This window comes from Arthrobacter sp. T572, assembly GCF_056780115.1.
Genome location: NZ_JBRAZQ010000002.1, coordinates 2748087 through 2770421, shown reverse-complemented (window position 1 = coordinate 2770421; position 22335 = coordinate 2748087). Strand labels below are relative to the sequence as shown.

Below are 22335 nucleotides of genomic sequence, written 5' to 3'. Positions count from 1 at the left end.
CCTGTGCTGACCACCATCGCCGGCAGCCACCAGCAACCCCGCGCAACCCACGGGCAGGAGCCATAGGCAACAATGACAACACTCATAGACGTACCCGATGCCGAACCCGGCGTCGTGGCCCCCAAAAGCAAATCCAGGCCCGGTGGAGGACTTGGCAGATACATCGTGGTCAGGTTCTTCCTGATCATCCCCACGGTTTTCATCCTGGTGACCCTGGTCTTCTTCCTGATGAGGGTCATCGGCGACCCCATCACTGCTGCCCAGGGCGGACGGTTGCCCCCGGACGTGCTTGCACAGCGGATTCATGAGGCCGGGTACGACAGGCCCGTCCTGGTCCAGTACTTCGAATACCTGGGCCAGCTGCTGACAGGCAACTTCGGCACCACCATCACGGACCGCCGTCCGGTGGTCGAAGTCCTGTTCACCTTCGGCGCTGCCACACTGGAACTGAGCATCAATGCCCTGATCGTCGCGCTTGCCGTGGGAATTCCCTTCGGGCTCATTGCCGCCCAGCACCGGGACAAGGCTTCCGACGCAGTCCTCAGGATCTTTGCCATCCTTTGCTATGCGACACCAGTGTTCTTCTCCGGGCTCCTCCTCAAACTGACCTTCTCGGTGTGGCTGGGGTGGTTTCCGGTGGCCGGGAGGGCGTCCACGCGGACTGAACTGGCCATGAGCAATCTTGCCGCGCCCTCCGGGATCTACTGGCTGGATGCCCTGCGCAGCGGCAACTTCACCGCTTTTGGTGACATCGCCTCGCACGCAGTCCTTCCCGCTGCTGCCCTGGGGCTGCTGACGGCCGGCGTCTTCCTGCGCCTGGTCCGCACCAATGTGATCGGAACGCTGGGCAAGGACTATGTGGAGGCCGGTCGCTCCCGTGGCGTCAGCGAGTACAGGCTGCTGACGAAGCATGCGTACAAGCCGGCGCTGATCCCCATCATCACCGTCATGGGCCTGCAGATCGCCCTCATGCTGGGAGGAGCCATCCTGACCGAAACCACCTTTGAGTGGAAGGGCCTGGGCTACCAGTTGGTGCAGTACCTCAACGCCAGGGACTTCGTCGCCGTGCAGGGCATCGTGGTGCTGCTTGCCGTGATCGTCGCCGTCACCAACTTCATCGTGGACATCATCGCCGCGCTGATCGACCCGCGAGTGAGGTACTGACCATGGAAACCCTGCAACTCACTGCTCCCAAGCGGTCCCTTGGATCGCGGCTCCCGGTGGTGTCCCATCTCCGCAAGAGTGTGGGACTCCAACGCGGCATGCTGGTGGCAGGTGTCATCCTCACGGGACTTTTCCTCCTGACCAGCATCCTCGCCCCACTGCTTGCGCCCTACGGCTATTCCCAGCTCAGCGACAGCTCGGGATCGTTCCCCACGCAGCAGGCGCCGGGACCCAAGCACCTGCTCGGAACCACCGTTGGCGGCTACGACGTCCTGTCCCGCGTCCTGTGGGGTTCGCAGACAGCCGTCACGGTGATCGCCGTATCCGTGGCCATGTCGCTGTTCCTTGGCGTGGCCCTGGGCCTGTTCAGCGGCTACTTCGGCGGGTGGCTGGACCGGATCCTGGTGGTGGTATCGGATGCCATCTACGCCTTCCCCACACTGCTGCTGGCGATCGTCATCTCCATTGTGGTCAGCCGCGGACAGTCGAGCTTCTGGGGCGGGATCTTCTCCTGTGCCTTTTCCATCACCGTGGTGTTCGTGCCCCAGTACTTCAGGGTGATCCGGGCTGAGACCATCCGCCTCAAGGCCGAGCCGTTCGTGGAATCCGCCAAGGTTTTGGGCGCATCAAGCGTCCGGATCATCGGCCGCCACATCTTCAAGAACGCCACCCGGACCCTGCCCCTGATGTTCACCCTCAACGCTTCGGAGGCCATCCTCACGTTGGCGGGGCTTGGCTTCCTGGGCTTCGGCATCGAACCCACCTCCGCCGCCGAATGGGGCTTCGACCTGAACAAAGCATTGGCCGACACGTCCTCGGGCATCTGGTGGACAGGAGTTTTCCCGGGCCTGGCCATAGTGCTGGCCGTGCTGGGGCTGACGCTGGTGGGCGAAAGCATCAACGATCTCAACGATCCACGGATCCGGGGACGCAAACGGGCCGGTTCCACGGCACCCACTGCACAGGAAGGCACAGCATGAGCGTCGATCCCGTCATCGTGCCGGACCGCGGGGCTGCCCCCGCCGTCCTGGACATCCAACACCTCAAGGTCACTTTTGCCACGGACGGTGGTGACGTCCACGCCGTGAAGGACGTCAGCCTGGATGTCAAAGCCGGAGAAGTCGTGGCGATCGTGGGCGAGTCCGGTTCCGGCAAGACCGTCACGGCCAAAACCATCCTCGGTCTCCTCCCCGAAACGGCCGTCAGCTCAGGCGCCGTGGTGATCAATGGGAGCAACGTCATCAGCGTCGGACCCTCCACGCTGCGGAAAATCCGTGGCCGGGATGTGGCCATGGTGTTCCAGGAACCGTCCACCGCCCTGAACCCTGTGTTTACTGTCGGGTGGCAGATCGCTGAAGGCATCCGCGCCCATGCGGCAGACGGTCACCGGGTCTCGGCAAAGGAAGCCAGGAAGCGCGCAACGGAGGCGCTGCGGAAGGTCGGCATTCCCGATCCCGAAACCCGGGTCGACTACTACCCGCACCAGTTCTCCGGCGGACAGAAGCAGCGGGTAGTCATTGCCGCGGCGCTGGCGCTCAACCCGGGATTGATCGTGGCAGACGAGCCGACCACGGCGCTGGACGTCACCGTTCAGGCCGGGATCCTGCAACTGCTGAGGGACCTGCGGGATGACTACGGGACATCCATTGTGCTGATCACCCACAACATGGGCGTGGTGGCCGACCTCGCCGACCGGGTGGTGGTCATGTACCAGGGAGACGTCGTTGAGGAAGCAACCTCCCGCGTGCTGTTTGCCGAACCCCGGCAGGAGTACACCAGGAATCTCCTGGCAGCCGTCCCGCACCTGGGCCGGAACTCGGCGTCAGAGGGAGCCCGTACCCGGCTCCATCAGGACGGAGAGGTGTTGGTCGAGGCAAAGAACCTGACCATCGAATATCCGGCCCGGTTCGGACGCCACGGCTTCAAAGCCGTGGACAACGTTGATTTCACGATCTCTGCCAATGAGGTTTACGGCCTGGTGGGGGAGTCCGGTTCGGGTAAGTCGACGCTCGGGAGGGCGATCGCCGGGCTGACCCGCGTGACAGGCGGCAGCCTGAAGGTCCTGGGCTACGAAATGTTGGATTTCCGGGAGCGTACCTTCCGGCCGCTGCGCAAGGATATCGGCTTCGTTTTCCAGGACCCCGCCGCGTCCTTCAACCCGCACCTGACCATCGGGGAATGCGTTGCAGAGCCGCTGCTCATCCATACCAGGCCGCGTCCTGAGGAGGCGCGGAAGGCGGTCGGCCGGCTGCTCGAATCAGTCCAGTTGCCGGCGTCGTTCGCCCAACGCTACCCGCATGAACTGTCCGGAGGTCAGCGGCAGCGTGCGTCCCTGGCCAGGTCCCTGGCCCTGAATCCGCGCCTCCTGATCGCCGACGAACCCACCTCCGCGCTGGACGTGTCAGTCCAGGCGAAAGTCCTGGACCTTTTCAAGGACATCCAGGAGGAATTCGGGTTCGCGGCACTGTTCATCAGCCACGACCTCGCAGTGGTGGACATGCTCTCGCATTGGGTTGGCGTGCTGTACAAAGGACGTTTGGTGGAGCAGGGAATCGGAAACCACGTCATGGGGTCGCCGCAACACGACTACACCAAGCGGCTGATCGCCTCACTGCCGGTTCCGGACCCGGAACAACAAGCACGACGGCGGGAGGCCCACCGCGCGCTGTTGGGCGGCTGACACCTGGCCCGTCCGGCGGTCCGTTCCTGTCATGGGGCGGACTGCCGGCACCCGGTGGGCTGCAGGTAACACCCGCGCCTGTGTGCGCCCAGACCCTAGACTGGGACTCATGACCGAGCAGAACAATGCCCTCCCGGATGACGTCCCTTCCTTCAACCCGGCAGCAAGCTCCCTGGCCGGCCAGGTGGACAGCGCCATCATGGATGAGCTCCTGTCCATCCGGTCCAGTATCGACAACATTGACGCCACGCTTGTTTTCCTGTTGGCCGAGCGCTTCAAAGCGACCCAGAAAGTGGGGATCCTGAAGGCTACCCACAAGCTCCCGGCAGGAGACCCCGGGCGCGAAGCCGCGCAGATTGCGCGGCTGCGGCGCCTCGCCGAGGATGCGCACCTTGATCCGGCTTTCGCCGAGAAATTCCTGAACTTCATCATCAGCGAAGTGATCCGCCACCACGAGGCCATTGCCGAGGATCACCAGATTTCCAGCCAGCAGGCGTAGCCCGTGGCGGAGCAGACAAACCCGTCCAGCGGAATTCCCGTGCCCGCTCCCGAGCGCGCGTCCGCTACGGCGCTGGGCACCTGGCCCGGCACCGACCATGCCGAAGCTGTCCGGACAGTCCGGGGCGAGCTCGGCGATCCTCATCTGCCGTTCCTTCCTGAGCTTCCGGACCGCGGGGTGGGTGCCGACGCTGTCGGCCGGACGAGTGCCCTGCTGGTGGACCTTGCTGTCGATGTGCAGCCGCACGGATGGCGGCTGGTGGACCGCCCGGGAAAGGACGAACAACGTGCCCGCTCCCTCCTGGCGTCCGACATCAACGTCCTGGCCGACATCGCGGGGGCCGAGGACGCCCAGGCCACCACACTGAAGGTCCAGTTCGTTGGTCCGCTGACACTGGCGGCCAACCTTTACCTGCACAATGGCGAGCGCTCCCTCCTCGACTACGGGGCACGGCGGGACATCGCGGAGTCGCTCGCCGCCGGCGTCGGCAGCCACCTCCAGCGCCTTGCGGCGGCCGTGCCTGGTGCGCGCATCGTGGTGCAGGTGGATGAACCGGACATTGCGGCCGTCATGGCCGGCACCATCCCGACGGCGAGTGGTTACCGGACGCTGCGGTCCATTGCCAGGGAGGAAGTCACCGGAGCATGGCGGTTGGTGGTGGAGGCGCTCAAGTCAGGCGGCGCCGTCGAAACCGTTATTTCCGTCCCTGAGATCGAGGCTCCGATCGAGCGGATCCTGTCGGCCGGCGCCGACGGAGTCGCCGTTCCCCTCAAGGCCCTGACCACCCGGCAGTGGGAACAGCTCGCAGCAGCCGCGGAAGCGGGAAAACGGGTGTGGGCAGGCGCAATGGCGACGGACGGCCCCTTGCCGCGCACTGCGGATATCGTCAACACCATCTGGCGCCCGTGGCGTCAGCTGGGCCTCCCGGCATCCTTGCTCAGCGGGCTCCGCGTCACTCCAGCCACAGGGTTGGCACACCTGCCGCCGTCGACCGCCAAAGAGGTCCTCGTCCGGCTCACACAGGTCGCCGACGGCCTCGACCAGCTGGCCCAGGGCTAGACGCGCTGCTCCCATCGGTCAGGTTCTGCGTAGCGGGGAAGCGAGTTCCCTGGCGCCGACCCCGGGAGGTAGGGGACCAACCGGTAATCAAAGCGGCCGGCGTAAACCAGCACCAGACCGATCTGGGGCTGGATGACCTTGACCTGGATACGGTGCTTCCCTTCTTCGCGGTCGTACCATTGCTCTGCGTAGGCCCGGGCATCAAGGAGTTCCGGAAGGGCTATCCGCAGTGGACCAAGGAACAGCCGGCTGGCCTTTGACACGCCCCGCAGCCTGCCTTCCGGAGTGACGCTGACCTCAAGGTCGGTGGCCAGGCGCCGGTAGCGGCCCAGATGGTCCACCAGCCGGGCCCGGTCGTCAGGTGGGTTTCCGGTGATGGCGCTGGTTGTATCGTGGAAGAGGCGCGTGCCGGACGGAAAATAAATCTCGCGGCGGGCAGTCAGGGCAGGCCTGCCGAAGGGATCCACATGGGCGTGGTTTTCGATCCGGAAGGGGATGTGCTCGCCGTACTCCGGAAAGAACGCTTCCTCGTGGCCGGTCAAGGCCAGCAGTGGCCGCAACCACCGTTGCCTGCATCCCACGACGTCGAAGACACCCTCACCGATGCCATAGCTTCCCGAACCTGCAGCCAACGAGAAATACTCCTGCAGCTCAGGAGCGAGGTCGTCGAACCCGCTGCCCAGGGCAAGCCGGTAAATGGGGGTACTCATATCCGTCCTTCCTACAATCGTCCGGCGGCCTTCAGCCGGATGTACGTGTCTGCCAGCAAGGGTGGAACGTCCAGCGGATCGGCGTCCACTACTTCCGCGCCAAGCTGCCGCAACTGGGCGGTGACAGCAGCCCGTTCCAGCAGGGTCCGCTCGGCAGCGGCTGCCCGGAAAACCTGACTGGCCGTGGCGCGTTCTTCCTTCATGGCCGTCAGCAGGGGATCCCGGACCGAAGCAACCACCACTACGTGCTGCTGGACCAAGCGTGCCACCACGGGGAGGAGCCCATCGGCAGGGTCGCCGCCGTCGAGTGCCGTCAAGAGCACCACCAGGGAGCGGTGGGCGGAAACCGCCCGGACCTGTCCCGGAATCTGCTGCCAGTCCAGTTCGATCAGTTCGGCTTCCAACGGGGCCATGGCCTGGACCAGTTGCCCCAGCAGATTGCCTTTGGCGGCCGACTCCACCCTGGCCCGAAGCATCCTGTCATAGGCCAGGAAATCCACCCGGTCCCCGCCCCGTTCAGCAAGGACTGCCAGCAGCAAGGCTGCCTCGATCCCGGTGTCCAGGCGTGGTTCGTCGTCGATCCGCGCCGCTGCGGTGCGGGAGGTATCGAGGACGATCACAACGCGCCTGTCCCGCTCCGGGCGCCAGGTGCGGACCACCACGGAGGTGCGTCGTGCCGTGGCCCGCCAGTCGATGGACCGTACGTCGTCGCCGCGGACGTAGTCGCGCAAGGAATCGAACTCGGTACCGGCACCCCGGATCTGGACGGCGGCCTTGCCGTCCAGCTCGCGCAGCTTACGCAGCTTGGAGGGCAGGTGGCGCTTGGAATGAAACGGCGGGAGGACACGGAGCCGCCCCGGCAGCGGCCGCGTACGCTGGCGTGCCGCCAGGTGCAGGGGCCCATGGGAGCGGATGGTGACGTGGGGGGACTCGAGGTCTCCCCGACGGCGGGGCACCAGAGTCACGGACATCCGGCGGCGTTCACCGGGCGGAATGACAAGGCGGTGGGTGGATGCCCGGGCCCCGGCGGAGGGCTGCCAGGCATCCCTGACGACGGCCCGCAGCGTGCGGCCCGAGGCATTGGTGATGGTCACCACGGAGTCCACCTGGTGCTCCAGGGTGACACTCCCCAAGGGTTGTCGCGTAAGGCCAACCTTGGCCGGCGATACCGCGAGCAACAGGTCAATGACCACCACCAGCAGCAGCACGCCGACGATCATCAGCACGGTGGTCCACGAAGGGAACAGCACCAAGGGCGCCAGCCCCAACAGGGCAAGCAGGACGAATCTGCCCGTGATGGCCACTCAAATCACCTCCGTCTCCGCCTGTTCACCAAACCTCAACGCGGGACCGGGACGGATGAGAGGATGCTGCCCAGAACGTCGTCCACCCGGATGCCGTCCATCTGGGCCTCCGGGCGAAGGCCCACCCGGTGCCGAAGGCAGGGCAGGGACAGTGCTTTGACGTCGTCGGGGGTCACGAACGTCCGCCCCGACAGCCAGGCCCAGGCCTTGGACGTGTTCAGGAGGGCCGTGGCACCGCGGGGGGAGACGCCCAACTGGAACGACGGGGCGGCCCGGGTGGCGCGAACGATATCGACGATGTAGGCCAGAACTTCGGGGGCCACTGATACGTCCGCCACTGCTGCGCGGGCCTCGGCAAGTTCGCCGGCACCGGCCACCGGCCGCACACCCGCGGCGGTAAGATCCCGCGGGTCGAAGCCGGCAGCATGGCGCCGTATCACTTCGATTTCGTCGTTTCGGCCGGGGAGGGGCATGGTCAATTTCAAAAGGAACCGGTCCAGCTGCGCTTCGGGCAAGGGGTATGTTCCCTCGTACTCCACGGGATTCTGGGTTGCGGCCACGATGAAAGGCGCTGGAAGCGGCCGGGACACGCCATCCACGGAGACCTGGTGTTCCTCCATGGCCTCCAGCAGGGAGGCCTGGGTCTTGGGCGGAGTCCTGTTGATTTCATCGGCCAGCAGGATGTTGGTAAACACCGGCCCCTCCCGGAAGGAGAACTCCGACGTATGGGAGTCGTACACCAGGGAACCGGTGACATCGCCGGGCATCAGGTCCGGGGTGAACTGGACGCGTTTGGTCTCGAGGCTCAGGGCGGTGGACAAAGCCCTGACCAGCAGGGTCTTGGCGACTCCCGGGACTCCTTCCAGCAGGACATGGCCACCGCACAGGAGGGCGATCAGCAGGCCCGTGACCGTCGGATCCTGTCCTACAACGGCCTTGCCCACTTCCTCGCGGACCTTCAGGAGCGATGTCCGCGCAGGACTAACGGCTTGACTGCTTCCCTGTGGACCGGGGTTCCGCGGTTGGTCTGGCTGTGCGTCACTTGGCACCCGGGAAGAGCCCTGGTACCCGTACGTATCCTCCGTGAAGTTGCTCGGCTGGCTGCTCATCGGGCCGTCGCCTCCTGTTCGATGTGTTCGATCTGTTGTGCCCACTGGACCAGTTGTCCTTCTGTTTGCGGCCTGAAGTCGACCAGAATGGAGCGAAGTTCCGGTGCCGGCCTGCCCACGGCGACCGCCACTGCGTCCACCACCGACCCTGCGGTTGCCGCCGGCCCCAGGTTGAAGTGCTTGGCCAAGCGGGAAAGCAGGCCCGCCCGGAGATTATCGGCCGCACGGTCAAGGGCCCTCGAGTCCTGGTACAAACGGGCACGTCCCTCCGCCGTTTCGGCTGCCTTGACCACCACGGGAAGGGGCTCGAAAACCAACGGCCCCAGGCGGCGGCCACGCCACAGGATCGCCAGGACTGCCACCACTCCAAGCCACGGCCCAAGGAAAGCCAGCCAGGGCGGCGCCAACTCGCTGAGGGTCGGCGCCGATCGGTCAGTGGACATGTCCGAGGGCCCCGGCAGGTACCACACCAGCTCTGGGCCGCTGCCCAGGGTGCGCAGCGCCAGGGCTGCATTGCCTTCCAGCGCCAAGTGCCCGTTGTCAACCAGTCCGGAGCTGCCTAGCACCACGATGCTGCCGTCCGTGGATGTGGCGTACAGTCCGGCTGCGCCCGGCCGGATGGAGTAGCACACCACGGGCCCCGTATAGACAGGACCCTGGGCTGACACCGGGCCGGCCGCCGCCGGATCATCCTCGCGGCACTGCGGCTCAAGAACAGTCACCGCATCAGGAACAACGCCGCCGGGTCCGAACGCCGGATCGAGCCCGGCCAGGGTGCGGAGCCTGGGGCCGACCACTACGATCTTTTCGGCCGCGGCACGCAACTCCTCGAGTTGGGACCGATCCAGGAATCCCCGGGGATCGTAAAGGAACAGAACCGGATCTTCCTTCTGAGACAGCTGAGCCAAGGTATCGGGCAATGTGTCCGTCGGTGTGACCCGCACACCCTGCCGGCCCAGGATCTCGGCGACCGCCATGCCGCCATCCGGCGCAGGATTACGCACTGAAAGCGGACGCGCATCATCCGGGGCAGACAACTGCCCAACGGCGAGGTACGTCACCAGGGCCAGAAAGACCAATCCGATAGCGATCCAGGCCGCCCTTTTGCGCGCCCACGCGCGGAACCCGGACGCCTCGGACGTGGCGGGTTTTTGCGCCCGGCCTGCTTGCTGTTGGTCTACTGCCGTCATCGTGGCACCGCGAATCCGTGGCGGTCCTGTTCGGAGAAGTCAGGAACCATGGCAGCGAGGTCCTCGTCGAGCCGGCGGAGGGAGTCGAAGTCGCCCCGCACGGCAGGCTGGTCCCCGTACCGGACGGCGTCGAACAGGCCGGCGGCCCAGTCCAGCCGTTCCTGGACCGTGCCAAAAACCTGGCCGAGCTGCCACGCTGCCTCATCAGCCGTGCGGCCCGGGCGCGGTTCGATGATGTCGCGTTCTTCCGCTGACCTGACCACAGCGCGGAACTGCTCAACGACGGCGGCCGGCCAGTCGCCGTCGTCCGCTGCAGCCAGTGCACGGCGGCGGTAGGCAGCGGCGTCAACGGCCGGATCGTCACCATACAGGCCGGTCGCCGTCGGCCTCTTCCGCGCGTTAAGGCGCGGCCTGACCGCAAGGACCGCCACCACAATCAGGACTACGGCGACGGCAATCATGATCGGCACGGCAGGATTGCCGCCGCTGCCGGTTTCAAACTCCAAGGAATTGAGCCAGTCCAGGAAGTCGCGCCACATCTGCCGCAGCCACGTGGGCTGGGCTGCTGGATACTGCGGTTTGGACAGTTCCTCTTCCGCCCAGCGGCGGGCTTCTTCACGGTCAGGAGTAACCGGCGGCTCCAGCGGAATCATTCGGAGGAGGCCGCAGGGAACTGGAACCGTCATGCCGAAGGCCGTGGCCCGAACGGGTGGCCTACGGCAGGCCCCCCAAGGGAGGACGTGGGGCTGCCCGGAATGCCGTCGGGGTCGGCGCCTGTCTCCATCAGCCGCAACAATTCAACGTCCAGACCGTCGCGGCGCATGCGGAGGTCCATGTAGATCAAGGCGGAAACGGAGGTTTGGAAGGCAAAGGTCACTGAACCCACCAACGCGCCAACGACCGTTGAGATCAGCGTGGTGATGATCATTGCCGAGGTCAGGGTCTCCATGTCCGGATGAGGAGAAACCACCGAGCCGATGCCGCCGGCGGCGAGGGACACAGGAATCTGGACGACCTGGGCAACGAGGCCCACCATCAAAGCCACCAGGAGCGTGATGCCAAAAATACGCCACCAGTTGTTCCGCGTCAGCTGCCAGGAACGAAGCAGGCCGGCATAGACGCCAAGACGCTCTACGACGATGGCCGCGGGGGCAAACATCAGCTTCAAAGCGATCCAGAGAAACAGGATGAACACCCCCAGTCCCAGGGGGAAGACAACCAGCATGCCGGCAGGACCCATGCCGGTGAACAGCAGGATGGCGATTCCAACGAATGCAGCGGCCACCAGGAGACCGCCAAACACCAGGAGCGCGGCCACGCCCAGCAGCGGGCCGATGCGCTTCCCGGCCAGCTTCCACATCTGCTTGAAGCCAGTGCGCCGGTTGAGGACCGACCTGGCCACCGGAACCGCCAGAACCCCTTGCAGCGCGGCGCCCAGGAAACCGACCAGGATCGAGATGCCTGAGAAAGCGGCCATCATGGCAAGGAAGGGACCCATGGCCTCCTCAAGATCAGCGTTGCTCTCGACGGCCTCCAGTGTTCCCACTAACTGCAGCATGCCGACAGTGACAACACCCGCCAGCACGGCTGCCAGGGCCTGGACCAGCAGGGCCGAACCGAACATTGCCGCAGCGTTGCGGCGGATGGTCTGGAAGGAACCGTCCAGGATCTCGCCCAATTGCAAAGGCCGCAAAGGGATGATGCCGGGCTTGGGCGGGGCCACATAGAGTGGCTGGCCGTAGGGGACGCCACCTTGCCAGCCTCCACCGGGCCGGCCTCCACCTTGCCAGCCTCCGCCGGGCTGGCCATATCCGAAGGGTCCCGGCTGGGGAGCGCCCGGTCCGGGCTGTCCCGGCTGCCAAGCGCCCGGCGGTGGAGTCCCGGCCTGCGGGCCCCACGGCGGAGGGGCTTGCCAGGCGGGCGGCGTCCCCCACTGCGGCTGCTGGTCCCACCCCGGCTGGCCACCGGGATGTGGCTGGCGGCCGTGCTCTGGTTCTGACACGCTTTCCTCCCCATCGGACGCGGTCCGTTGACATCCGGGGTCCCCCATACGGACCTTGGCCCCAGCCTATAGTCCCGGCCTCATCGCTCATAGTCCCGTGCGCTGGTGTCATTAAAAGCCGGCATCCAGGTCCCGGACAGGCTGCCAAACACGCCTCCACGGGCACGTGCAGTACGGTGGAAGTGCCCCGGGGAGGACGCCATGCCGTGCGCACTGCCCAACAGGACAAAGGCTTGGCGATAAGGGAACATATAACTATGAAGGCACGCATTCTGGTAGTAGACGACGACGAAGCCCTGGCAGAGATGATTGGCATCGTCCTGCGCAATGATGGCTTCGAGCCGGTGTTCTGCGCAGACGGCGGCCAGGCGTTGGAGGTCTTCCGTTCCAGCAAGCCGGACCTGGTGCTTCTTGACCTTATGCTTCCCGGATCGGACGGCATCGAAGTGTGCCGTCAGATCCGTGGCGAGTCCGATGTGCCGATCGTCATGCTCACCGCAAAGTCCGACACGTCGGATGTCGTCAGGGGCCTCGAATCGGGCGCCGACGACTACGTACCCAAGCCGTTCAAACCGGCCGAATTGGTGGCCCGGGTCCGTGCAAGGCTGAGGCCGGGCGAGCAGAAGGCTCCTGAAACGCTCCGTATCGCCGATGTCACCATCGATGTCGCAGGGCACATGGTGACGCGCGGCGGCGAACGTATCTCGCTGACGCCCCTGGAGTTCGATCTCCTGGTGGCCCTGGCCCGCAAGCCGTGGCAGGTGTTCACCCGCGAACTTCTCCTTGAACAGGTCTGGGGCTACCGCCACGCCGCGGACACCCGCCTGGTGAACGTCCATGTCCAGCGTTTGCGCTCCAAGATTGAACGCGATCCGGAAGCGCCCGAAGTCGTTTTGACGGTGCGCGGTGTCGGGTACAAAGCAGGTTCCTGAGTCTGCAGCCGGCCACTCGACCGGCGATGAAGCGGACAGCGTTTCCGGGCGTCCTGCGGGCAGCGGAACGACTCCTGCGACGCCGGAACGCCCGACGCCGGAGCACTCGCCTTCGGGAGGCGGCAACGGCAAGCACAACGTCGCATGGTTGCTGACCCGGACCAGGATCTGGACGCGCCGTGGCCTGATCCTGTTCCTGCGGGTCTCGCGCCTCGTCGGGACCGGTGTACGGCACATCAGGCCGGGCCTGCGCCTCCTGTGGCGTTCACTCATCAAGCGCTGGCGTCGGTCGCTGGAATTCAGGACGGTCCTGACTACCCTCCTGCTCGCGGTTACCTCGTTCGCGATCGTGGGTGCCTACCTTTCGAACCAGATCGCCAACAACCTCTTCCAGGAACGCCTGGCACAGGCCGAGTCGGAGTCCCGTTTTAACGTCAAGCAGGTGCAGGACACGTTCGACGGCGCCCAGGTCACCGACCAGTCCAGCGTCATCACGTTGGTGTACGACACCCTGACTGCCGTGGAGGGCCGGGGGTCGGTCATCCAGCGCCGCTACGTGTTCGAAGCAGTGCCGGAACAGACGAAGCCCCGCAACCGTTGGGTCGAATCGCGTGCTTCCGACCAGCTGACCGTGCGTGTCATCCCGCCTGAACTGCGGAAGGCCGTCCAGGAAGGCGGCAAGCAGCAGTTCTGGGCTTCGATGGAATTCCCCGTGGGCAATGAGGACCGGCCCGGCATCGCGGTGGGCAACAAGGTCACGTTCAACGGCACGATGTACGAGCTTTACCTGATCTACGACCTCAACACTGCCCAGAAAACACTGGATGAGATCCAGAACGTTTTGTGGGCCGGTGGTGCGGCGCTGGTGCTGATGATCGGGGCCATTGCCTGGTACGTCACCAGGAACGTCGTGAGTCCCGTCAGCCATGCGGCCGTGGTCTCGGAGAAACTCGCGGCCGGCCAGCTCCAGGAACGCATGGTGGTCAAGGGTGAAGATGAAGTCGCCCGGCTTGGTGCCTCCTTCAACCACATGGCCGCAAGCCTTCAGGAGCAGATTACGCAGCTGGCGACCCTGTCCCAGATGCAGCAGCGCTTTGTCTCCGACGTTTCCCATGAGCTCCGTACGCCGCTGACCACGGTACGGATGGCAGCCGAAGTGCTCTTCGACGCCAGGGAAGAGTTCGACCCGATGAACAAGAGGTCCGCCGAGCTCCTTTACCATCAGGTGGAACGATTCCAGTCGTTGCTGTCGGATCTGCTGGAAATTTCCCGGTTCGATGCCGGGGCTGCCGTGTTGGACGCCGAGCCGCAGGACATTTTCCAGGTCATTTCCCATGTCATGGAAGGCGCGGCTCCAGTTGCTGCCGAGTATGGCTCGGAGGTGCGGTTGAACGCGCGGGAGAAGAGCATCGTCGTCGAAATGGACTCCCGGCGCATCGACCGCATCCTGCGTAACCTGTTGCTCAACGCGCTGGAACACGGGGAGGGCAAGCCTGTGCATATTTCCGTTGCCGCCAACCAGGAAGCCGTTGCCGTAGCGGTGCGCGACCACGGTATCGGCATGACCCCCGCTGAGGCCGCGCGGGTGTTCGACCGCTTCTGGCGCGCAGACCCGGCGCGGGCAAGGACTACCGGCGGCAGTGGCCTCGGTCTGTCGATTGCGGCCGAGGACACCAAGCTGCATAACGGCTGGTTGCAGGCGTGGGGGCGAAAGGGGGCCGGCTCCAATTTCCGGCTCACGCTGCCGCTGCGCCAGGGCGGGACCATCCAGAAGTCTCCATTGCAGCTTGAGCCGGCCGATATCGAACTGCCGGGGTCAGCCGGTGAACGGCAGATGCTGGTCCTCGGCGCCGATGTTGCACGGCCGGAGGCCAAGGTTGATCGCGGGCGTCCCGCTGCGGGCAGCGAAGAAGGTGGCGGCGCACTATGAGGACCCTTGCCCGTCCTGTCTTGGCCGCTGTGGTGGCCGTGTTGATGTTGCTGCTCGCGGCATGCGCCCAGATACCCCGTTCCGGGCCAGTAGGCAAGAGCCAGGACGAGGGCGCCGGCAATGCCAACGCCCCCGTGTTCTTTCCTGCGGCACCGCGACCGGGTGCCAGCCCGGAATCGGTCATAGAGGACTTCTACATGGCTGGAAGCGGATACGAAGACGACTACCCCGTGGCACGCCAGTACCTGACCCAGGCCCAGTCCGTGACCTGGAAGCCCGACGAGCGGGCCATCGTCTTCCGGGAAGCCCAAGTGGTCAAGACAGCGATTGAAAACGAGTACCTCTACGAATTGGACCTTGCCTACTCGGTGGACGCGGACGGTGTGGCCACGCAGTACCCGGCAGGCACCAAGGAGACCATTCCCGTCACCCTGGAACAGGTGGATGGTGAATGGCGGATATCGAAGCTTCCCAACGGAACCGCCATACCCGAGGAGACCTTCAAGGTGATCTACGGGCCGTTCCCGATCTACTTCTACGACCCGACCTTCACCTACGCTGTGCCCGACTACCGCTGGTTCATCAAGAAGAACACCGTCAAATCAATGACGAGCGCCCTGCTGGCCGGTCCGGCCCCCTATCTTCGCGGTGCCGTCGTGAGCGCCTTTCCCTCCGGCATGAAACTGACCCGTGAATCTGTCCCGGTGGTGTCAGGCTCCGCCCAGGTCGATCTGTCGGCGCGGGAGCTGTTCAACGCCTCCGCCGAAGACCGGCAACGGATGCAGAACCAGCTGGCCCTTACGTTCAGGAGCCAGCCGGATGTGATCAGCGTGGAACTGCGGGCCGACCAGGACCTGGTCCGGGTCGAGGACAACGGCTCCGTCCTGCCACCGGTAGTGGACAAGACGGTCCCCGCCCGGCAGGTGGCCGTGAACAACGGGGACCTCGTCCGCTATGAGAACAACCGGGTGTCGCCACTGCCGGATATCCAGTCCGTGGCCGCACTGGGTCCCCGTACCCCTGCCGAGTCGCCCGTGTCCCAGACCATTGCGTTCCTCAACGGTGAGAAGAACGCGTTGTACTCCATTGAACCGGGACAACCTCCCCGCCAATTGACCACGGGAAGCACACTGACCGGTCCGTCGTTCAGCCCGCATGATTGGATCTGGACGGCTCGTCCGGCTGCCGGAGGCGGCAGCGAACTGGTGGCATTCAAGCCCACCGGGGTTGCGCCCGGGATGGCCGTACCGACTGTCACCATGGCGCCGGCTTGGTTGTCCGGACGGACGGTGAAAGACCTTCGTGTCTCCCGGGAAGGTGCCCGGGCGTTGGTCATATCCGAAGTGAACGGCAAGACACTGGTACAGGTGACCGGCATCGTGCGGAATTCAGACGGCACACCAAAGGATCTCACCGGCCCGCTGACCCTCTTCAGTTCCTCATCTCCGGATCAAGGTGTCTGGGTCAATGGTTCAACGGTCGCGGTGATGGCAGGCTCCGCCTCGGGGACGGTCGTTCCGGAACTGTTGTCGCTGGCGTCCGGAGAGCCGCAACAGCTGGCCCCCTGGGATGGGCTTACCTACCTCAGCGCAGGCAACGGGTCGGAACAAATCTACGGACAGTCGGCCGACGGTGTCTTCCAGCGCGTCGGCAACGGTTGGGAACTGCAGCTGAAGGGTCCTTCTGAACCAGCGTTCCCGGGGTAGCCTGGGTCCCGTTGTCCACATAGCGCACCTGGTGGCTTCTGCGGGGCCGGGCCACCGGCGATGCTTGGACAATGCCAACCTTGCCTGCCGGATTGCCGGCACTGCCACTCCGTCCGCCGGATCCGGACCTTACGGCGGCTGATCCGCGGGCCCCACGGCGCCGGGCCGTGGCCAGGGCCGGTCCGGGGCGGATGCTCCACGGGTTCCTCAAAGCCTGGGCCGAGGTGGCGGCACTGCTGTTTCCCGTGGACTGCATATGTTGCGGCGTTGAAGACACCGTTCTCTGTGCCGCATGTGCCCGCCGCATAAGGTTGCTGTGCAAGTCTCCGTTCAGGGCAGAACAGCAGGCTCCCGCCCTGGTGGAAACGGATGGCTCAGTCAAGCTCGGCGTCGTGGCTGCCGGTGCATACCGCGACGAATTGGCCCAGGCGATTCTTTCCTTCAAGCGCTCAGGGCAGTGGCGGCTTGCAGGCGTTCTCGCGGTGTGCCTCGGCAACGCCCTGCGTACTGCCATCGGATCCGGGCATGGACTCCTGCTGGTACCGGTTCCCAGCAGCGGCCCTGCCTTCCGGCGCCGCGGATTCAGTCCGGTCCATGTCCTCCTGGGCAGCTTGCGGCGCCGGAGAATGCTGACCAACCTTGGCATTGCCGACGTCCTGGAGAAGCCGGCCGGGGCGTTGCCCGCACTTGCTATCGACTTCTTGCGAAACCGGGCGGGGGTCTTGCGCAAAGGCGGCGCACCGGCAATGCACGCGGAGGGGCAAAAAGGCCTGGCCCGGGGGGAGCGGGCGCGGAAGGTCCGTGGATCCATGCGCGTGAGGCGCCGCAGCCGGGGCAGGATCAGTGGGCGCAGATGCCTGGTGGTGGACGACGTCCTGACCACAGGGGCCACACTTGCTGAAGCTGCCCGGGCGGTCTCGGAAGCCGGAGGTATCGTCTGCGGAGCCGTGGTGTTGGCGGCCACGAGGCCACCAGCCTACGCCTCCCAGGGCAACCCGGTCGATACCGAAACGGTGGTTAAGACTCAATCAAAAAATAAGTTGCTAAAGGGTGAATAACTCGTGCCGATGAACTAACGTCGGATGTGGGTACCAAGAAAAGTTGTACCTGTCGATAGCGGCTCGGAAAGGGGCTCGACTGTCTGTCAGACCGGCCCCCAACAGCGTCGTTGTCGTGTCACCTGAGTTATTTGGAGGGCACCATGGAGTTCATGATCAGCGGACGAAATCTGACAGTTTCTGACCGCTTTCGCGAATACGCCGGCGAAAAAATCTCAAAGATTGAATCGCTGGGGGACAAAGTTCAGCGAGTAGACGCCAAGGTTTCCAAGGAGACCAATCCCCGGCAAACCCCGGGCCAGCTCACCGTTGAAGTAACTGTTCTGGGCCGCGGCCCCGTTATCCGTGCAGAGGCCACCGCCGCTGACAAATTTGCTGCCTTCGATCTCGCGTACAACAAGCTGCTGGAGAGGCTTCGCCGCGCGAAGGACCGGAAGAAGGTGCACCACGGGCGCCACACGCCCAAAGCCGTTCGGGAAGCAACGGCATCCCTTGAACCCGCAAGTACCAGTGAGCCCATTTACGCGGAATCCTCCAATCACCAGGAACCGCAGGCCCTGGCGGACGAGCGGTCCCCGTATGACATTGAAAATGACATCCCGGCGGGTGACTCGCCGGTTCTGATCCGGCGTAAGGTTTTCCCGGCTGCATCGCTGACGCTGGATGACGCCGTGGACAACATGGAATTGGTGGGCCACAACTTCTACCTCTTCCTCGATAAGGAAACCAACGCCCCCTCCGTGGTGTACCGGCGAAGCGGCTGGACCTACGGAGTGATCACTCTCGATTCAACGTGCGAGCCCGGAGTCGAAGCCGTGGAGGAGAAAATCCACGCCTACCGCTCTGACGACCAGGCAGCCAGCGCAAAATAGGAGAATGCCAACCGAGTGAAAGGACCCCCATGACCGCTTCGCTGAGCCTCCAGCAGGCACGGCGGATCGCATTGGCAGCCCAAGGACTCGCAACAGCCCGGCCCACCGGCCCCGTGACCCCGCGGGCGGTGGGCCGGACTTTTGCCCGGCTCAACCTTGTGCAGATCGACTCCGTCAATGTGTTGGCAAGAAGCCATTACCTGCCCTTCTTCTCAAGGCTGGGCAACTATGACACCGCCATTCTCCAAGCAATGGCCGGCCGCAAGCCGCGGAGGATGATCGAATACTGGGCGCACGAGGCAAGTTTTATCTTGCCGGAACACTTCCACGACCTCCTGCAGTGGCAGCGCCGCTCGTGGGTCGGTGCCCACCGGATGGACCCAGCGGTGCGCCTGGATATGGAAGAGCAGATCCTGGCAACCCTCGCGGCCAGCCGTCCCCTGACGGCCTCGGAACTGACGGCAAGGCTTGGGCATGAAGAAGTCGGGACCCGGGATAATTGGGGCTGGAACTGGAATATCGTCAAACGCGTCCTTGAGCATTTGTTCGAGGAAGGGCGCGTGTCGGCTGCGTCCCGCACTCCACAATTCGAACGCCGGTATACCCTCGCTTCGCGGGTGGTCCAGGTAGAACGTACCCGCCATTGCACGGACGACCAATCGCTTGACCGTCTCATTGAAGCGGCCGCCCGGGCCCATGGGATTGGTACTGTGCGCTGTTTCGCCGACTACTTCCGCACGCCCTTGAAAGCCACCGCGGACTCTGTGCGGCGGCTGCTCGACGCAGGGCGCTTGGAACGGGTGGAGGTGAAGGGCTGGGATCGTGAGGTTTTCCGGCACTGCTTGTCGCGGCTCCCGCGAAAAGCGCAGGCGCGGGCCCTCCTCAGCCCCTTTGACTCCCTGGTTTTCGAGAGACGGCGGCTGGAGGAACTGTTCGGCTTCCACTTCCGGATCGAGATCTATACACCGGCAGCCAAGCGGCGCTTTGGTTACTACGTCCTGCCCTTCCTGCTGCGGGACAGCATCGTTGCCAGGGTCGATCTCAAAGCCGACCGCAGCGCAGGCCGTCTCCTGGTCCGTTCCGCCCACGGTGAGCCAACAGCCCCGGCGGATACCGCCGTCGAACTTTCCGCCGAGCTTTGGCTCATGGCCGCATGGCTGGGACTGAAGGACGTTGAGGTTTGGCCCGTGGGCGATCTCTCTGCGGCCCTCGCGGAGGAGGTGGCGTGGCGGAGCGTCGGCCCTGAGGATGATCTGGAACTCCGCAGTCCGCTGTCAGGGAAACCGGACAACGTGGCGTTGGTCTCTCCCGTAGACTGAAACAGCCAGAATTCGGCAGCATGAGACTGGGAGCAATTTCACGTGGCATCACTAATCGAAAAACTTCTCCGCACGGGTGACAAAAAAACGCTCAAGCAACTGCGGAACTATGCCGATTCCATTAATGCCCTGGAAGACTCCTTCACGACGTTTTCCGACGCCGAACTCCGTGAAGAGACGGACCGGCTCCGCAGCCGCCACCAGGACGGTGAAAGCCTGGACAGTTTGCTGCCGGAAGCTTTTGCCGCCGTCCGTGAGGCATCGTCGCGAACACTCGGCATGCGCCACTTCGACGTCCAGCTCATGGGTGGTGCGGCACTGCATCTGGGCAACATCGCCGAAATGAAGACCGGTGAAGGCAAGACCCTGGTGGCCACGGCCCCCGCATACCTTAACGCCCTTACAGGCAAGGGTGTGCACGTGGTCACGGTGAACGACTACCTCGCCGAATACCAGTCCGAGCTGATGGGTCGCGTCTACCGGTTCCTGGGCCTCACGAGTGGCTGCATCCTCGCAAACCAGGACCCCGCAGTCCGGCGCCAGCAGTATGCCGCTGATATCACTTATGGCACCAACAACGAGTTCGGCTTCGATTACCTCCGCGACAACATGGCATGGGATGCCAGCGAACTTGTGCAGCGCGGCCACCACTTCGCCATCGTGGACGAAGTCGACTCCATCCTGATCGACGAAGCCCGTACGCCGCTCATCATCTCCGGCCCTGCCCAGGGAGACACCAACCGGTGGTACAGCGAATTCGCCAAGGTGGTTCAGCGGCTGGAACCCAAGGTCGATTACGAGGTCGACGAAAAGAAGCGCACGGTCGGTGTCCTCGAAGCCGGCATCGAAAAGGTGGAGGACTACCTCGGTATCCAGAACCTCTACGAGTCCGCCAATACGCCCCTGATTGGCTTCCTTAACAACGCCATCAAGGCCAAGGAACTCTTCAAACGGGACAAGGACTACGTGATCCTTGACGGTGAAGTCCTGATTGTCGACGAACACACCGGCCGTATCCTTGCCGGTCGCCGCTACAACGAAGGCATGCACCAGGCCATTGAGGCCAAGGAAAACGTCGAAATCAAGCCCGAGAACCAAACACTGGCCACCGTGACGCTGCAGAACTACTTCCGCATGTACAGCAAGCTGTCCGGAATGACCGGTACGGCGGAAACTGAAGCCGCCGAGTTCATGAGTACGTACAAACTTGGCGTTGTTCCGATCCCGACCAACCGCGACATGCAGCGCATCGACCAGCCGGACCTTGTGTACAAGAACGAGGTCGTGAAGTTCGACGCCGTGGTCCAGGACATTGCCGAACGGCACGAAAAGGGACAGCCGGTCCTGGTGGGCACTACCAGTGTCGAGAAGAGCGAGTATCTTTCCAAGCTTCTTGCCAAGGAAGGGATCCGCCACGAGGTACTCAACGCCAAGAACCACGCGCGTGAAGCATCGATCGTGGCGCAGGCTGGCCGGAAGGGCGCCGTTACCGTGGCCACCAACATGGCAGGCCGCGGTACCGACATCATGCTCGGCGGCAACGCGGAGTTCACGGCCATCGCCGAACTGGCCAAACGCGGTCTGGACCCCGAGGAAAACTCCGAGGAATACGAGGCCGCCTGGCCTGGTGCGCTGGCCGAGGCCAAGCAAGCGGTCAAGGACGAGCACGAGGAAGTCCTCAACCTTGGCGGTCTCTACGTCCTCGGAACCGAACGCCACGAGTCCCGGCGGATCGACAACCAGTTGCGTGGCCGCTCCGGCCGTCAGGGCGACCCAGGCGAATCCCGGTTCTACCTGTCGTTGACGGATGACCTCATGCGCCTGTTCAACTCGGGCGCGGCAGAACGGCTGATGAACAGCTCCGTTCCGGACGATGTCGCACTTGAATCAAAGCTTGTTTCGCGTGCGATTGCCTCCGCACAAGGCCAGGTGGAGGGCCGCAACGCGGAGCAACGGAAGAACGTCCTCAAGTACGATGACGTCCTTAACCGCCAGCGTGAAGCCATCTACGGCGACCGTCGGCGGATCCTCGAAGGTGATGACCTCCATGAGAAGGTCCAGTACTTCCTGGAAGACACCATCAACTCCCTGATCGACGCCGCTACGGCCGAGGGTACCGGCGACGACTGGGACTTCAACCAGTTGTGGGCCAACCTGAAGACTCTCTACCCGGCCACCATCACGGCCCAGGACATCATTGACGAAGCCGGCGGCAGGTCCAAGGTCACCGCCGAATTCCTCAGGGACGAAATCCTCTCCGACGCGAAGCTTGTCTACCAGGCCCGCGAGGAGGCGATCGGTTCTGAAAGTATGCGCGAGCTTGAGCGCCGGGTCGTCCTGTCCGTGCTCGGCCGGAAGTGGCAGGAACATCTCTATGAGATGGATTACCTCAAGGAAGGCATCGGCCTGCGGGCCATGGCACAACGTGATCCGCTGGTGGAGTACCAGCGCGAAGGCTTCGTGATGTTCCAGAGCATGATGGAAGCCATCCGTGAGGAAAGCATCGGCTTCCTGTACAACCTTGAGGTCGAGGTGACCCCGGCCGAAGACGTGGTTGTGGCGGACGACAGTCCTGCCGGCATCCATACCGAACACCACGACCCGCAGATCCGGGCAGCAGGACTGGAAGCCCCCGAGAGGCCCGCGCAATTGCAGTACACCGCGCCCGGGGAAGATGGAGCAACGCAAACGCGCATTGAAGGCCGGAGCGCAGGCCGATCAGGCAATCCTGCCAAGGCAGCGGCCCAGGACCAACGGAAACAAACAAAGAAGAAGCGCCGCTGACCTGAACCATGGAGCAG

18 protein-coding genes are annotated in these 22335 nt (G+C 64.3%); 12 read left to right on the top strand and 6 right to left on the bottom strand.

The genetic code is table 11. From position 1 onward, the window contains the following. The first annotated feature begins 72 nt into the window (after positions 1-72). From ACUYMZ_RS13995 to ACUYMZ_RS13975, 5 genes are all read left to right on the top strand, one after another. Entirely contained in the window at positions 73-1164 is a 1092-nt protein-coding gene (locus ACUYMZ_RS13995; protein ID WP_481603923.1) for an ABC transporter permease, read from the top strand. A 2-nt stretch (positions 1165-1166) separates the two neighbouring features. Next, complete coding sequence (locus tag ACUYMZ_RS13990) at positions 1167-2144, top strand: ABC transporter permease (RefSeq protein ID WP_426003350.1); 978 nt, start codon at positions 1167-1169, stop codon at positions 2142-2144. Continuing rightward, entirely contained in the window at positions 2141-3844 is a 1704-nt protein-coding gene (locus ACUYMZ_RS13985) for a dipeptide ABC transporter ATP-binding protein (protein WP_481603921.1), read from the top strand. The genes ACUYMZ_RS13990 and ACUYMZ_RS13985 overlap by 4 nt, the downstream gene beginning before the upstream one ends. Before the next feature lie 109 nt (positions 3845-3953). Beyond that, on the top strand, positions 3954-4343 hold the full coding sequence (locus tag ACUYMZ_RS13980) for a chorismate mutase (protein WP_426003347.1): 390 nt from the start codon (positions 3954-3956) through the stop codon (positions 4341-4343). Between the two features lie 3 nt (positions 4344-4346). Beyond that, the gene (locus ACUYMZ_RS13975; protein ID WP_481603919.1) at positions 4347-5402 is read left to right on the top strand and encodes a uroporphyrinogen decarboxylase/cobalamine-independent methonine synthase family protein; all 1056 of its coding nucleotides are present in this window, start codon (positions 4347-4349) and stop codon (positions 5400-5402) included. Here ACUYMZ_RS13975 and ACUYMZ_RS13970 read toward each other — a convergent pair. From ACUYMZ_RS13970 to ACUYMZ_RS13945, 6 genes are read right to left on the bottom strand one after another with little or no spacing between them, the layout of a single operon-like run. Further along, the gene (locus ACUYMZ_RS13970; RefSeq protein ID WP_442423529.1) at positions 5399-6112 is read right to left on the bottom strand and encodes a DUF4166 domain-containing protein; all 714 of its coding nucleotides are present in this window, start codon (positions 6110-6112) and stop codon (positions 5399-5401) included. The two genes, ACUYMZ_RS13975 and ACUYMZ_RS13970, sit on opposite strands and share 4 nt — an antisense overlap. Positions 6113-6123: 11 nt before the next feature. After that, positions 6124-7416, bottom strand: coding sequence for a DUF58 domain-containing protein (locus tag ACUYMZ_RS13965; RefSeq protein ID WP_481603917.1), 1293 nt, complete (start codon positions 7414-7416; stop codon positions 6124-6126). Between the two features lie 35 nt (positions 7417-7451). After that, entirely contained in the window at positions 7452-8525 is a 1074-nt protein-coding gene (locus ACUYMZ_RS13960) for an AAA family ATPase (RefSeq protein ID WP_481603915.1), read from the bottom strand. Beyond that, a complete protein-coding gene (locus ACUYMZ_RS13955; RefSeq protein WP_481603913.1) occupies positions 8522-9715 on the bottom strand; it encodes a DUF4350 domain-containing protein in 1194 nt (397 codons plus the stop codon). Before ACUYMZ_RS13955 ends, ACUYMZ_RS13960 begins: the two co-directional genes overlap by 4 nt. Continuing rightward, on the bottom strand, positions 9712-10368 hold the full coding sequence (locus ACUYMZ_RS13950; RefSeq protein ID WP_481603911.1) for a DUF4129 domain-containing protein: 657 nt from the start codon (positions 10366-10368) through the stop codon (positions 9712-9714). Before ACUYMZ_RS13950 ends, ACUYMZ_RS13955 begins: the two co-directional genes overlap by 4 nt. Before the next feature lie 29 nt (positions 10369-10397). Then, positions 10398-11717: a DUF7847 domain-containing protein gene (locus tag ACUYMZ_RS13945; RefSeq protein ID WP_481603909.1), complete on the bottom strand. Its 1320-nt coding sequence runs from the start codon at positions 11715-11717 to the stop codon at positions 10398-10400. Between the two features lie 257 nt (positions 11718-11974). On the opposite strand from ACUYMZ_RS13945, the gene mtrA reads away from it, so the two are divergent. From mtrA to secA, 7 genes are all read left to right on the top strand, one after another. Next, on the top strand, positions 11975-12649 hold the full coding sequence (mtrA, locus tag ACUYMZ_RS13940; RefSeq protein WP_426003336.1) for an MtrAB system response regulator MtrA: 675 nt from the start codon (positions 11975-11977) through the stop codon (positions 12647-12649). A 148-nt stretch (positions 12650-12797) separates the two neighbouring features. After that, on the top strand, positions 12798-14579 hold the full coding sequence (gene mtrB / locus ACUYMZ_RS13935; RefSeq protein ID WP_481605894.1) for an MtrAB system histidine kinase MtrB: 1782 nt from the start codon (positions 12798-12800) through the stop codon (positions 14577-14579). Continuing rightward, a complete protein-coding gene (locus ACUYMZ_RS13930; protein WP_426003335.1) occupies positions 14576-16285 on the top strand; it encodes an LpqB family beta-propeller domain-containing protein in 1710 nt (569 codons plus the stop codon). Before mtrB ends, ACUYMZ_RS13930 begins: the two co-directional genes overlap by 4 nt. A gap of 71 nt (positions 16286-16356) precedes the next feature. Beyond that, entirely contained in the window at positions 16357-17343 is a 987-nt protein-coding gene (locus tag ACUYMZ_RS13925; RefSeq protein ID WP_426003334.1) for a ComF family protein, read from the top strand. Between the two features lie 143 nt (positions 17344-17486). Then, positions 17487-18215 (top strand): ribosome hibernation-promoting factor, HPF/YfiA family, encoded by a 729-nt coding sequence (hpf, locus tag ACUYMZ_RS13920; protein ID WP_426003332.1) that lies wholly within the window; start codon positions 17487-17489, stop codon positions 18213-18215. 29 nt (positions 18216-18244) lie between these two features. After that, positions 18245-19534 (top strand): winged helix-turn-helix domain-containing protein, encoded by a 1290-nt coding sequence (locus tag ACUYMZ_RS13915; RefSeq protein ID WP_481603905.1) that lies wholly within the window; start codon positions 18245-18247, stop codon positions 19532-19534. A gap of 42 nt (positions 19535-19576) precedes the next feature. Beyond that, positions 19577-22318 (top strand): preprotein translocase subunit SecA, encoded by a 2742-nt coding sequence (secA, locus tag ACUYMZ_RS13910; protein ID WP_481603902.1) that lies wholly within the window; start codon positions 19577-19579, stop codon positions 22316-22318. Positions 22319-22335 lie beyond the last annotated feature (17 nt).